The sequence below is a fragment of the Streptomyces yaizuensis genome (assembly GCF_034961445.1).
Taxonomy (GTDB): Bacteria; Actinomycetota; Actinomycetes; order Streptomycetales; family Streptomycetaceae; genus Streptomyces; species Streptomyces yaizuensis.
In genome coordinates this window covers 262,713-275,991 of record NZ_BSBI01000005.1, presented here as the reverse complement: position 1 = coordinate 275,991, position 13,279 = coordinate 262,713, and the positions used below count along the sequence as shown (strand labels likewise).

Annotated in this window: 8 protein-coding genes and 1 pseudogene; 4 read left to right on the top strand and 5 right to left on the bottom strand. The window is 65.8% G+C overall.

The genetic code is table 11. The features are described 5' to 3' along the window. The first annotated feature begins 348 nt into the window (after positions 1-348). A complete protein-coding gene (locus tag SYYSPA8_RS14915; protein WP_323447633.1) occupies positions 349-1,731 on the top strand; it encodes an isopeptide-forming domain-containing fimbrial protein in 1,383 nt (460 codons plus the stop codon). Positions 1,732-2,611: 880 nt separating this feature from the next. On the opposite strand, the gene SYYSPA8_RS14910 is transcribed toward SYYSPA8_RS14915, so the two are convergent. Next, positions 2,612-3,142: an RICIN domain-containing protein gene (locus SYYSPA8_RS14910; protein WP_323447632.1), complete on the bottom strand. Its 531-nt coding sequence runs from the start codon at positions 3,140-3,142 to the stop codon at positions 2,612-2,614. Here SYYSPA8_RS14910 and SYYSPA8_RS14905 point away from each other — a divergent pair. Beyond that, positions 3,141-3,716 (top strand): MazG nucleotide pyrophosphohydrolase domain-containing protein, encoded by a 576-nt coding sequence (locus SYYSPA8_RS14905; protein WP_323447631.1) that lies wholly within the window; start codon positions 3,141-3,143, stop codon positions 3,714-3,716. The genes SYYSPA8_RS14910 and SYYSPA8_RS14905 overlap by 2 nt on opposite strands. 474 nt (positions 3,717-4,190) lie before the next feature. Here the strand turns inward: SYYSPA8_RS14905 and SYYSPA8_RS14900 are convergent. Continuing rightward, a pseudogene (locus SYYSPA8_RS14900) lies at positions 4,191-4,355 on the bottom strand (pirin family protein); the annotation flags it as partial. Between the two features lie 93 nt (positions 4,356-4,448). Between SYYSPA8_RS14900 and SYYSPA8_RS14895 the strand changes: the two are divergent. After that, positions 4,449-5,606, top strand: coding sequence for a tyrosine-type recombinase/integrase (locus SYYSPA8_RS14895; RefSeq protein ID WP_323447630.1), 1,158 nt, complete (start codon positions 4,449-4,451; stop codon positions 5,604-5,606). A gap of 77 nt (positions 5,607-5,683) precedes the next feature. Here the strand turns inward: SYYSPA8_RS14895 and SYYSPA8_RS14890 are convergent, their stop codons facing one another. Next, entirely contained in the window at positions 5,684-5,854 is a 171-nt protein-coding gene (locus SYYSPA8_RS14890; RefSeq protein WP_323447629.1) for a helix-turn-helix domain-containing protein, read from the bottom strand. 1,025 nt (positions 5,855-6,879) lie between these two features. Here SYYSPA8_RS14890 and SYYSPA8_RS14885 point away from each other — a divergent pair. Further along, a complete protein-coding gene (locus SYYSPA8_RS14885) occupies positions 6,880-8,238 on the top strand; it encodes a hypothetical protein (RefSeq protein ID WP_323447628.1) in 1,359 nt (452 codons plus the stop codon). Between the two features lie 50 nt (positions 8,239-8,288). Here the strand turns inward: SYYSPA8_RS14885 and SYYSPA8_RS14880 are convergent, their stop codons facing one another. Together SYYSPA8_RS14880 and SYYSPA8_RS14875 are read right to left on the bottom strand one after the other, a co-directional pair. After that, complete coding sequence (locus SYYSPA8_RS14880) at positions 8,289-11,837, bottom strand: hypothetical protein (RefSeq protein WP_323447627.1); 3,549 nt, start codon at positions 11,835-11,837, stop codon at positions 8,289-8,291. Between the two features lie 371 nt (positions 11,838-12,208). Further along, the gene (locus tag SYYSPA8_RS14875) at positions 12,209-13,243 is read right to left on the bottom strand and encodes a DUF6615 family protein (protein ID WP_323447626.1); all 1,035 of its coding nucleotides are present in this window, start codon (positions 13,241-13,243) and stop codon (positions 12,209-12,211) included. Positions 13,244-13,279: the final 36 nt, after the last annotated feature.

Genomic DNA, 13,279 nt, shown 5'->3' with positions numbered 1-13,279 from the left:
CTGCTTGGCAGGTGCGCTCCGGAACCGGCCCGGTGTTCGGCAAACCACTCTTTCGAGGGGCCTTCAAGGAGGGGTGCGGGGATGTTTTCGGGCGCTGAAGGAGGGGCGGGGAGTGAGAAGTGCGCCCGGTGTGACGGAGGTGAAGTGCGAAGGGAGAGGGTTGTGCGAGGTGTCGGCGGAGCCGTCCGGCAAACCGGTGGGAGCGGTTTGGCGAGGAGCCGTCAGTGTCGCTTTTCGTACTTCTCCGGCTGTGTTCTGATCCTTCATCGGTCCCGGCTCCGCCGGGGCCGTGTCCGTGGTCCGGCTGTCCGGACGCACCCCCAGCAGCGCCGAACAAGGGGAAGAACTGTGACCACACCTCCCACCACTCCGCTCCGGGTCGCCCTGGTCAACGGCGGCTTTGAAGAGCCGGTCCTCAACTCCACCTTCGAGTACCTGCCGGACTCGACCCAGCCGCAGGCCAGAAAGGTCCCCGGCTGGATCACCACCGCGACCGACCATCTGATCGAGCTGTGGCGCTCCGGCCACAACGGCGTCCCGTCGGCCGTGGGCTCCCAGTTCGCCGAGCTCAACGCGTATCAGGTGTCCACGCTCTACCAGGACCTGCCGACCACCCCCGGCACCAGGCTCTACTGGAAGCTGTACCACCGGGGGCGGGCGGGCACGGATGTCATGGCGCTGGACATCGGCGCGCCGGGGGCTGTGGTCCAGCAGCGGACCTTCAGTGACGGGAACACCGCCTGGGGCTTCTACACCGGGACCTACACCGTCCCGGCGGGCCAGACCCTGACCCGCTTCGCCTTCCGCTCCGTCTCCTCCGTCGGGGGTGCGACGTCCGGGAACTTCCTGGACGGGGTCTTCTTCGGGACCGCCCCCGTCGTGGTCCTCGAAAAGAGCGTCTCCACGGCGGGGCCGGTGGAGGTCGGCGGCGTCCTCACCTACCGGGTCAGGGCGACGAACACCGGCGGCGACGCGGCCGAGGCCCTCGTCCTGACCGACGCCGTCCCGGCCGGCACCACCTTCCTGCCGGGCTCCCTGCGCATCGTGGACGGGCCGAACGCCGGCGCGAAGACCGACCAGAGCGGCGACGACCAGGCGAACTTCGACGCCACGGGCAACCGGGTGGTCTTCCGGCTCGGCACCGGCGCCTCCGCGACGCAGGGCGGCGCGCTGGCCAACACCGCCGCCCTGCCCGCGGGGACCACGGTGGAGTACAAGGTCACCGTGAACACCGCGAGCGGCGGCGGGCGGATCACCAACACGGCCTCGGCCACCTATGAGAACCGTCTCGCGGCGACCCCCGAACAGCTGACCGCCACCTCCAACCAGACGTCCGTCGACGTCCGCCCGGCCGCCGACCTGACCGTGACCAAGGCAGCCGACGCGACCAGCGTCACCGTCGGGCAGACCGTGACCTACCGGATCACCGTCCGTAATACCGGCCCCAATCCGGCGACCGGCGTCACCGTCACCGACCAGCTCCCCGCCTCCCTCGTCTTTCTCTCGGCCGAATCCTCCACCGGGGCCTACGACCTGGCGACCGGTCAATGGGCCGTCGGCGCGCTCGCCCACGGCGCCACCGCCACCCTGACCCTGCGGGCCAAGGCCATCACCACCGGCCGGGTCACCAACACCGCCACCGTGACCGGCAGCGAGAGCGACCCCGACCAGACGGACAACGCCGACAGCGTCATCGTCTGCGTCACCGCCGCGCCCGTCTGCGGCGCGTAGGCACAGGCCGCCGGGGCCGCCCCCGTGACGGCGCCGCCCGCCCGTGGCCTCCACGGAGGCGGGTGGAGGGCTGACCCACGACCCGGCGGTGCCTCCAGGTCCGGCCTACCCCCGATGAGGTGGGGCGGATCTCCCGCATGGCGGCGGTCTGCCGCTCCACCGCTTCAGCGATGACCGGGTCCACCCGGGAGGAAGGGCTGCCTGACGGTGAGCCTTGATCGCGCGGTGGTAACCGTGGGTGCCGAGGACGAACAGATCGATACGACCGTAGGTGGCCGCCCCCGGCGTCGTTGGGGGCGGCAGGCAGGCCGCCCCAGGTGATTGTCGATGGATGGTGACGAGGGCCGGATCATAGGCCGAGGTGCCGCCGAGGTTCTCCCAGCCGCCCCGGCCCGCTCGCCTCGTTCCAAGGGCCGAAGCACCATCTCGCTCTTCGGCCCCCGTCCCACCACGGCCATCGTCTCCTCGGAGCGGGAGGCGGCGCCGGACGCCGAGATGATGTCGCCCTCCAGATTGTTCCACCGACTCCAGTGCGAACTCGGCCAGGTGCAGCAAGCCGAAGACCGGCCCATCCGCCCGCCTCTTGTCGAGCAACGGCAAGCGCGGCAACAGCGAACAGAGAACAGCGGGCAGGTAAGCGCACACCGTGTCCACCCCTGTGCACGCCTGTTGCGCGCACGTGGCCTCCCCTGGCCCGTCCGGTCCCGGGACGGAGCCTGCGGAGTGATGCAAGAACCGGATCGCCGGGTCCGGCCACCGCGACGCTCCACTGGGCGGATGGAGACCTCGTGGTGGGACGGGCCCGCCCGGCAGCACCTGACGGCCGGCTCCGTCCCGGCACCGGTGCACCCGGACGGGTGGCGAGAAGAGGAGAGGGGGATCACGTTGCGGCGATGAAGGTCCAGCCGGTTTCGAAGGACTCCCACGCGCTGAGGGTGATCGGGGTGCCGGAGGTGGCGGGGGTCGCGTCGACGGGGTTGTAGTCGACGACGCGCAGGCGGGTGCCCCGGGAGCCGGTGGGGTGCGGCCGGGAGGGTTTGGCCGGGTCGAAGGTGCTGCCGGCGAAGCCGGGGTAGCCCATGACCCAGATCTGCCGGCGATAATCTGTGTGTTTCTGATGCTCTACCAGCTTGGGCTGCTGGGTGATCGTGCGGTCCGGGTGAACGGTCAGGACCAGGCCGCTGTGGACATTGACGAGATAAAAGAACGTGTACTTGGTCCCGTCGTGTTCGACTTCGAAGCGCCACCGCTGGTGGGCGCCGTTGTTGCGGGTGTAGATGATCGGGGCGGTGCCGGGCGCGGTGGACGCGCGCGGCATGTCCCACACCAGCGTGGGATGGGACGCCAGGGCGATGTAGAGCTCGCCGTCCGGGGCCTGGTGCGACTCGTCGAGGTCACGGAACTGTGCCATGTACTCCCCCTGCTCTGTCCGCGTTCCCGTCACGGGAACGGGACCCCTGACCGCGTCTCGCCCCGGGCTGGGCCCAGGGCCTGTCCGCCACACCGTAGAGAGCCCGCCCGCCGCTGCCCAGAAGGCCAATCCGGCCACCCGGTCCGCCCACGGCGGAACAGCGGCCCCCGGCTCGTACCGAACCGCGCGGCCGTCGTCCGGCGCCCCGCAGGACAGTGGCTCCCCCGTCGTCCAGGCCGACTGCGACAGCACCTCCCGCAGCCAGCGATTCTGGGAGAACAAGCTCACCAAGGGGTTCAACACCACGGACACCGCGCTTGAGTTCGGTCTCCTCACAGCCGAGGTCGGTGAGGCGTTCACCGCCTGGCGCAAGCACCTCCCTGACCTCGGCGAAGAACTCGCCGACGTCTTCCGCTATCTGGTAGCGGTCGCCGAGATGAACGGAATTGACCTGGGTGAAGAGGTAGTCCGGAAGATCGACAAAAATGCCCGGCGGGTGTACGAGCAGAATGCTCGCGGGGCGCTGGTCCGTACCAGTGATGAAGAGAAATATTCCCGATTAATCACTTCTTGACATATTGCGAGCCTCTGACCCATCGGGTCCCATCAGCAGTGCCGAGTCCAGGAAAATCTCTCCATCAGAGGGCAGTCGCGCTGATGGAGCCACGAGGGACATGGATCGATCGGGAACTGTCGAGAGCATGCTCACGGACCGGAACTGGGTGATCGTTAGAAGGCATGGTCGTAGGGCCTCCGATGCCGACCACAACCCTTACCGGTACACCATCGAGGCGCGTTCCCCGGCAGCCGCATCAATGCCGTCAGAGGCGCACGCGAACGCATCGAGGCCCTGGCGGACTCCTTGCTGCTGGACTCGAACGTCCTGGCCGTCGACCGTGTCGACCAGGACCCAGGCCTCCTGCCCCGTTGGTTCGCCTGCATCCGGCCTGATGCCCACCCTCGCGCCGCCGCCCATTCGCGGACCGCTCCGGCGGACCCGGCCCGTTCGCTGCGGCAGCCAAACGGCAACGCCTCGCGAAACGCCAGGTCAGCGCACTCGTCCGCGCTTCCTCAGCGGCACCGTCGGGAGTTCGGGGGCAGGCAGCGGATCGCCGTCGTACCCCTTCACCTCGCCGAAGCGCGTTCCTTCCATCCAGTCCTTGCGCGCCTGGATGATCTCGTCGTTGCTTCGTGCGATGAAGTTCCACCACATACCACGTAGATCCCGTCTTCGTGCAGGTCAGGGGCTTCGCGCACGATGCGCCGTCAGCAATAGGTCAGCATCGTACGCGGGAGGTACCGGACCATGGCCACCAAGGCACTGGCCCACGGCATGGGCAGCTTCTTCAAGGACTGCGAGCACCCCGAGAGCAGCTGGTCCCGGTGTCCCCACACCTACACCATCCGATATCGCAACGCGGCGGGTCGACAGGCCGAGGAGTCCGGGTTCACCACCCAGGACCAGGCCAAGGAGCGTTTGACGACCGTCTACAAAGCGAAGAAGGAAGCGGCTCGCGGCCAGACGAAGGCGGAGCGCATCCAGAAGTACGGCTCCATGCGGTTCGGTGAGTACGCGGCGGAGTGGAAGAAGGGCCAGCGCGACCTTGCCGCATCCTCCCTCCGTCACCTGGACTCGCTCCTGGAGCACCATCTGCTGCCCGCTCTGGAGAGCCGCCGGATGGAGACCTTCGACCACAAGGTCGTGGACGGCTTCATCCGCACGATGGAGCGCAACGGCGACGGCCTCGCCACTCAGGCCAACGCCTACGACAAGCTGAAGTCCATCCTGCTCGACGCCCACCGGCTCGGCCTCTACGAGGACAACCCGCTCGACGGCGTGAAGCCCCCGCAGTACGACCCCGCGCGTGCCGTCATCCCGTCCCTGCCCCAGCTCCACGGCATACGCACCGCTGGCGACGACGCCTTCCGCCTCGTCGCCGACCTCATGAGCGGCTGCGGCATGCGCAACGGCGAGGCCGCGGCCGTTAACCTGAAGAACATCGTCGCGGACGACGTCTACCGCATCACCGAACAGGTCAACCAGACGACGAAGCAGTACGCCCGCCTCAAGCACCGCAAGCCCGGCGACTACCGCGACGTGCCCCTGCCCGCCCGGGTGAAGTTGGGAATCGAGTGGTACGCCGACACGTACGGCACGACGGCGGACGGCTACCTCCTCCGCCACCCGAACAGGCCGGACCAGCCCTTCCCGTACCACCGCATCCAGAACCAGTGGCGCCGGATCAAGGCCAGCGGTGAGGTGGACATCCCCGAGGGCATGGTGGTGTACGGCTTCCGCCACTTCTTCGCCTCGAACTGCCTCGGCCACGGCATCCCGATCACCGATGTCGCCGAGTGGATGGGCCACAAGAGCCTGGACGTCACCTTCAAGATCTATCGCCACCTCATGCCGGGCTCCATCAGCAAGGCCGCCAAAATTCTCGACGTCGGCCTCGCGGCCTGATGCGCACGGCGCCCTCCGACGGAGTTCGGAGGGCGCCGCGTGTTCTGCAGACGGTTGGCTGACTCATCGGAGTGCCCCTAGCCGAGCTTCTGCTGCCTGACCCAGCCCTGCACCTCGGAGACCTTGAACTGGATCTTTGCATTGCGGCCTCGACCGAACTTGTACGGTGTGAGCCCGGACCTTGGTGCCTCCTTGTAGATCCAGGTCACGGACATGTTCAGATACTCGGCGGTCTCCTTGACATCCATGAACTGCGCTGCCACCCGTCCTCCAAGGACCGCTCGCCCACATCATTACGCCCGGACAGTCGTCCGGCCCATGGTCACCTTCATGGCTCTCAACCGGTTTGTCGCGACCGGTTACACCTGGTAGAAGGTCCCGTTGGCCAAACTCTCGGCGGATGCACACGAGGTCTTGCAAGATCAGGGCGAGGTGTTCTGGCCAGCGCCCGGCGGCCTGAACTCGACTGACCAGCGTTGCGCTGCTTTGCCATCAATACGTTCCATGACGGCACATGCGGTACACACGTACCGTGGCATCAAGAAAAATGAGGCTTCAGACACGGTACCGATGTCATCCTGTGCTGGTGGATGCATCCTTCCCCTCCCAGCTGGGCACGGTCACGCCGGAGGCCCGTACCGCTGCCCGAGCGGTGCTCCGGAACCTGAATCTCTCCGCGTCTCCTGTGCATGCCTCACGCCAAGAGGGGGTCGCTTATGTGTGGGTGACCCGTGGGCAGTGGAAGTCGGTGCTGAGAGATGCCGACCTGTCCGCGCTCCAGCGGGAATCCGACCAGAGAATCGCGGAGATCATGCTGCTTCGGACTGCTGGAGGAGGAAGGGTCGGGAAGGAACTTCCAAGGTTGTTGCGAGCCCTCCATGCATCGGTCGCGGCCATGGGCATCGCCGCACGGGAGGTATCCCGGTTTCGTCCGTCCCACACGAGCACAGCTGAGCAGCGACTGGCGGCCGACCTGGCACAAGCGAACCGGCTTGAGGCTCAGGCGTTGTCAGCCTGTCTGGAGCAAGGATGGGCAGAATCCGCGTGGTCCCAAGTACGCCAGCATGCCCTCGAGGCCCACGATGCCGGACGCAGCCTGGAAGCTGCTGCCAGGGTTGATCAAGCCGACCACCCCGACGAGGATGTCTATCAGCGGACACTCGGGCTCTCGGCTGAGCAACTTAACCGCGGATCCGGTGTGGCAGCACGATCTCGCCTACTGGCTGCTTGGGCGAACAACGCGAAAGCGCTTGATCGTAGGATGCGCCAGAGTATGAGGCATCTGATTGACGACTCGCTCCCGCTTACGGTGAAGCTGCTTCATCACCTCACCATGCTCGCGGTGTCCGATCGTCCGTTGGTGGCGCATCGCACCACGCTCCTGGCGCGTAATCTGGTGGCATCGCGTCTGGAATCCAACCCGGAGCAGACATGCTCCGTGATTGCGCAACACGTCTCTCGTGAGCCGGAAATGCTGTTCTCCCATCGTGGCCAGGTCTCCTACTGGAATACTTACACTCACGCGGAACACCAGGAGGAGAAAGCACGTGCGGTCATGGACCTTTACCGTGCCGTACTGGAAGGCGATGTCAAGCGCACGGCCACAGTGGTCATGGAGTTGATGGGCAAGACAGTTCCGCAGGGGGCCTCACTCTCTACCGTTCGGAACATGCTGTCAGCCGAGGATGACCAGCCACTGTGCAAACTCCTCGCTTCGACGATCCGCTCCGAGTGGCGCAACGCCAACGCCCACGAGGACTTCCACTGGGACCCCGTGAACAACGTCTTGCTCCTGAGTGGACAGTCATCCGACCTTGAGCAGGTCTTGGACGCAGCGGTCCACGCTCTCACCGTCTGTCACGGCTTCGAACATGGAGTTGCGGTGGCCTATGCACAGAACCCATCACTGATTACTTGGGGTTCGGAGGGCCCGAATCATGTCAGCCGCGACCTTTCCATAGCTCAGGCAGCAGGAGAAGCGAGGTTCCCTGTTCTGGACCTCCGACGCCAAGGCAATCTCATGCGGCTGGATATAGCCGACCTTTCCATTGAGACTCTCAGAGAGGCGCTTCGCGCCCTTCTCAGGTCCGCCATGGCAGACCCTGGCGTTGAACGATGGGAGTTGCGACAGACCTCCCCTGACCGGATCTCGCTATGCGTGGACCGCTCGGGGATGAGCGCCGGGCTTCAAGTTGCGGAACTTCTTTGGGGAACGATGGACCCTCTTCCCTTTGCCAGTCTTCCATTGCTGACCAATGCGATGGCCCTCGCGGGAGAACACGAGGAGGCCACAGCTTCAGTGATTCTCTGCTTGGCCGCTTCCCATGTAGTCGGAGAACGAGACCGTTTGTCCCCTGCCCTTGCGCAGAACGGTTCAGTCGCCAAGGATGAGCTGACCAACATTACAAAGCTGATCAGTGACGGCGTAAGAGCCGCCGCGCACCTACTGGATGGCGCGGCCCAACGGAAGTTGCTGGCCTTCGCCGAAGTGCTCGCCGGAGAGAGACACCGTTTGATAGGCGCGCCCCCGTACGAACTCGTCCACGGGTTCGTCCCGGCAGATCGAACCCTGCGGCGGCATGCGCCAGCTCGTCTGCCTTGGCTCACAGCACTCAGTGCCCCGGTTGTCTGAGGCTCCCCTTGAGACCGATGCCAGGGCTGGGATGACCCTGCTCGTCCTCCTCAGGCTCCCCGTACCCGCGCGGCGCGTTCTCGGCTCTCCGCCTCTCGCAGTGCAGCCTCCTGCTGTGCTCGGCCGGCTTCGGCGACGGCAGCAAGGGCAGGGACCCTGGTTGAGAGGGTGGTGAAGTATTCGAGGAGGTGTTGGTGTCGGGTCGAGTCTTCACCCCACCAGGAGTCGACCCAAGAAACGCTGGCCGCAATGTGTGAGGGAGGTACGCCTTGGTCGAGAAGGAGGGGACCGAGGTGCTCCAGGATCTCATTGCGCTGGCCGACGATGGCTTCAAGGAGGTTGTCAGAAGTGATGGCGTGGTCGCGCAGCAGGCGTTCGGCCAGGTTACGGTCGGCTCCGATGAGCTGGATGAGTGGGCTGTGACCGATGCGTGGAAGGCTGGCGCAGCGGACGGCAAGGCGGTGACGGTGTTCTTGTGGAAGGCGGTTGAGGTTGAGCTCGCAGCCCATGGGTTCGGGGGCGATGAAGATGCCGCGTTCGGTCATTTCATCGAGCCGCTCGGTGTACCACGCTTCAAGCAGGTCAGGGTCGTGGTCAGCTAGGTGGCTGAGCAACTGGCTGGCACGCCACTGGTCTTGTTGAGGTAGATCATCAGGGCGGAGAGCCTGCACGGCCCTGCGCCAGGCGGGGCGCCAGGGCTCCGGCATTGAAGGGCCATGTGGTTGTCCTATGGCAAAGGTGAGCGCCGCGCTGGCAGCAACTGTGGGGATTGGGTGGAGCAGTAGCCGGTGAAGCACTTGATTCGGCTCGTCCTGGATGAACAGCGAGTCGATTATCCAGGCGTCCTCTTTGCCCATCATCTTGATCACGAACTGGGTAGCCTGATTGTCTTCACCTCGCGCGAGAACGGTTGAGATAACGCCGTTCCTGAAGCGGTGGTCGTCCAGTAGCGGTGTAAGAATTTCCTCCGTCAAGGTGCTGGGTGAGGTGGTAAGCCATTGCGCTAGTGCGGCACGAAGCATGAGTGGGCTGCCAGCCACTTGTGCGGCTGCGTACCAGGCAGATGGGTCTGCAAGGTGGGGCGTCGTTCGGTCGGCGACCCAGATGCCGCCCCCTTGGTTACCAGCAAGCTCGGATTGCTCGACCAGCGCGTTGAATCTCGCAACTCCGTCGCGAGGGCCGAGTGCCACGATCTTCTGTGCAAGGACTTCCACTGCGAGGGAACGGTCTTGGGCAGCTTCCCTGCTGGTGTCCATGTCAGCCCAGCGGTCCCAGTCGGTGAAGGACTCCAGATCGGGGTGGACATCTGGCACAGGGATTCTGGAATCCGCGTCATCTCTGCGGACGTATGCAGCACTGAGCATGCGTCGGGCGCGAAGAGCCAGCCCGGGAGAGTCCTGGAGCAGCGGATTCAGTGTGCCCAGGATACGAGCCCCGCCTTTGGCTCCCTGGCTCTGCTGTACCTCGCTCGGCTCGGCGTTGCGCGGAGCGAAGCCTTCGCCAAGCCGCACCCATGCGCCCGCGAGGTCCAACAGTGGAATGACCGCAGACGGGGCGTTCTTCAGGTCTTCCCGTCCTTGCGACCCTGTGAGAACGGGTGCGACCTGATCCCACAGCGAGATGAGGCGGGCGAGGTTCTCTGCACTCTCGATGCCCTGCGCGAGGGTAAGAGTGTTCCGATCCTTCGGGTCGGTCCAGGTCCCTGAGGTCTCAACGGCGAAGACGCTGGCCAAGATTTCGGTGGCCACGGCCCACTCAGACGGGGCTCGGTGGGACCGCAACCACTCCAGCACCGACCGCAGCAGGAGCCCTCGCACTTCGAACATCGTGCCGAAGTCGGGGTCGATGAAGTTGGCCACCTCACTGAGCACACGGAGCGGGTGCTGTGGGTTGGAGTGGCGTGGACGTTCATCGCCAACAGCCAGATCAAGCAGACCGGTCACTGCTTCCGGGAGCAAGTACTGGGTGGCTGACTGGGCAAGCTGACGGGCAGCGGCATCTCCCTGTGGGTCCATAGTGATCCCGTGCCACTGCTCGGTCTGACGCGGGCCAGCAAGAACACTTCGGGCCTGAGTAACCGCGAACTTGGCTGCCTCCTTGTCCAGCCGGGCGTACTCGGACACCACGGCGAAGGTTCCGACACTCCACTCGATCGGCATGGGCAACGCTCGTACCCATGTATCGGCAGCCGACCGGGCAGCGGTGGAGGCCGAGACCCGGGCAGCGGACATCACGGCAGAAGCAAGGTCACGGTCCCGGTCCGGGAAGGCATCACAGAGGGTGGACCATGGCCTCTGCGCAGGCCGCGAAAAGAACCACCGGGCAACCAGTGGTGCGCACAGCGCCGGTTGCAGGCGCCAGATATCGTCGACGGTCTCAACCAGGCCGTTCCGCGCAAGGCTCTCCATGAGCCTGGACATGCGTGCCGGCGGTTCACCTACGAGAGGCGCGAGCGCGTAAAGGGTGTCGGTCGACGCTCCTCCCAGTGCTGCGATGCAAGCCAGTACGTCGACGGCCGTTTCGGATTCGGTGACACGGCGAAGATGGCGTTCCACATTCTCTAGGTGCGCCGCGCCGCTGGCCACGCGGTCACCCTCGCCGTTCGCGAACGTCTCGCACAAGGTGACTGCCCAACCAGGCCGGCCGGACGCCTGGTCGAGGACGGCAAACCGGGCCCGGTGGCCAGTCACTCCAAGGGACGTGATCAGCGTGTCCATGTGGGAGCGTTCCAGCAGGTCGACATCTATGCGGGTAGCGCCTGGGAGGGCCGCCAAGACCTCATCCGCCCTGTCAGGCCATGTGGTCGCGATGACAGCGAAGGCGTGCTCCGTCCCTCGGCGAGCCCTTCGCAGAACACGCATTTCGTCAAGGCGGACGTGGGCGTCGTCCACGACGACAGCCGCCGGCCGAGTGTCCAGCAGCTCATCCAGAACGCGGTCCGCTTGTGCCGACTCAAGGTATGCGACCTGGCCATCGAGTTCGGCGGTGAGCCGTGTCTTGCCCACACCAGGCACACCCACCAGCACGACGTCTCGACCATGGGAAGCCGATTCAGTGAGCAACGCCTGAGTGCTCTCTCGTCCGAGAAATCGTGTTCGATCGACATTTTCCTCTGACAGGTCCAGCGGCCGATCGAGCAGAGCCTCCAGCTCTCCTCTGATGCCAAGCAGAGTGAACCGCCACGCCGGTTCCTTGACGAGACGGCCAACGAACCAGTCCTGAGCATAGATGTGCGGTGCCGGCAGGTCACGGTCGGTGCACAACCGGTCCAAGGTCGCACGCTTAGTCGCGTCAACGGGCTGCGAACAAGCCATCACAACGAGATCAGCCCGCAGACCCTCTTCACTCATTCGGCGAAGGCCCCTGCGCAAGTTCGCCACCGGATCACCGGTAGTGATCAACAATCTGCCACGGGCTTCAGAGTCCTCGGAACCCGACGGAAAGTAGATATCGGCGTCGCGACCGAAGTCATGCCCGCCCTCAACAGCGGACAGCCCTGGGTACCTCGGCTGAAGGAGGGCACAAGCGCAGCGCTCGAACTCCGTCGGGTGGATAGCCTGTTCGCCCAATGCCCGGCGTACACGTGCCACGAGGTCCATGAGCGCCCATGCTACGCGCAACCCCGTGCACTGCTGAGACCTATCGCCAGCCGCCCAGTCCGAATCTGAATCGGGCCTACCCACCGCCAGGGCGCACGAACCCGAGACCTACGCATTACGAGAGCATGAGTGATCGTGCCGCCTGGTTCCAGACCGTGCCGCGTGGTCCGCGTTTTGCCTGATCAGAGCATGTGTGGCGTGTTGGACTCCGCTGGGGCGTGCTGCACAGTCCAGAGGCGTCCGGCCGCCCCTTGGCCACCCCTGGCGTCGGGGGAGCGGCCACGGAGCGCCTGGGTGATCGTTGCAGGGTTCCTCCAATGGAGGCGTGTGTACCAGTTTCTCTGGTCGCGGTGCCGCGCGGTGTGCCTGGGTCACTCCTCGGAGAGGTCCACGAGGATGGCTCCGGCTGCGTACGGGTCGGGAGCCGTGGCGACCTTCTCTGTGCGGATCATTTGGGTGATGCGTGTGGGCAGCGGCTGCAAGGGGCGGTCGGTCATGGCGTTGAAGTTCCAGTACACCGGTGTGTCCAGGTTCACATGCCGGGGCCGGGGTGAGGCCCTCTTCAGCAGGCCGACGGGCTCGTCCGGTTCTGCCGGGCGCCGGGATGCCTTCCGGTCTTTCTGAGGGTGCAGGTCAGGGGCTTCCGTGGGGGGTGGGGCGGTCATGGCGCGATGGAGGTCGTCCACCCCGTTCCAGTGGAGGTCGAGGATGCGCGCGTGGGCGGTCTCCAGGCGGGTGCTGCCCTTGTCGGCGGGCGGGGAGCCGCACAGCAGGCGGTTCCAGGGGATGCTGTGGTCCCGGACGTGATCGTTCGACCGGCGCTGGCCTGTGGCGAGGACGCCTTGGACGACCAGTGCGGAGGCGATGGTGCAGCCCAGTTGCCGCTGGTCGGCGCGGGTGTGCTCGCAGTCGGCGGGGGCCCGGTCGGGATGGGAGGGGGTCCAGCTCCTGTGGCTGTAGAAGACGTAGAAGGGAAGGCAGTCCGAGGCTGACGCGGCTTCGATGAGGCGGTCGCTCTGGAGCGCGCCGGTTTTGCCGATGACGTGGTGGAGCACATAGCGGCCGTCCCGGTATGCCTTCTTGGCCTGGACCCGGATGCCGAACCCGCGGGTGCCGTCGTGGAACCACCACTCCCAGTCGGCTCCGTTCCTGGCCTCCTGCTCGCGGGTGAAGCGGCGGGTGAGCACGCGGTCGCCGTGCGCTCGTCGGACGTCCTGGAGGTTGAAGTCGGTGAAGGAGTCCTCTCCGATCGCCTGGCCCACCAGGTGGCTCTCGGCGAGGCGTTCGTAGGTCCGCTCCGCGCACCGGCACAAGGTGCGGCACAGGTCGGACGAGGGCTGCCCTGTCGTACGGCTGCTCTGGAGCCGGAACCCGCAGGCGGGGCAGAACCGGTCGTCTTTGCTCACGGTGCGACCGCAGTCGCAAGTGCGCTCCCACCCGTC

Coding starts and splice junctions, on each gene's coding strand:
- SYYSPA8_RS14905 (WP_323447631.1), top strand. CDS start 3,141: ATGTACTCCCCCTGCTCTGTCCGCGTTCCCGTCACGGGAACGGGACCC.
- SYYSPA8_RS14910 (WP_323447632.1), bottom strand. CDS start 3,142: ATGGCACAGTTCCGTGACCTCGACGAGTCGCACCAGGCCCCGGACGGC.
- SYYSPA8_RS14895 (WP_323447630.1), top strand. CDS start 4,449: ATGGCCACCAAGGCACTGGCCCACGGCATGGGCAGCTTCTTCAAGGAC.
- SYYSPA8_RS14890 (WP_323447629.1), bottom strand. CDS start 5,854: ATGGATGTCAAGGAGACCGCCGAGTATCTGAACATGTCCGTGACCTGG.
- SYYSPA8_RS14885 (WP_323447628.1), top strand. CDS start 6,880: ATGAGGCATCTGATTGACGACTCGCTCCCGCTTACGGTGAAGCTGCTT.
- SYYSPA8_RS14880 (WP_323447627.1), bottom strand. CDS start 11,837: ATGGACCTCGTGGCACGTGTACGCCGGGCATTGGGCGAACAGGCTATC.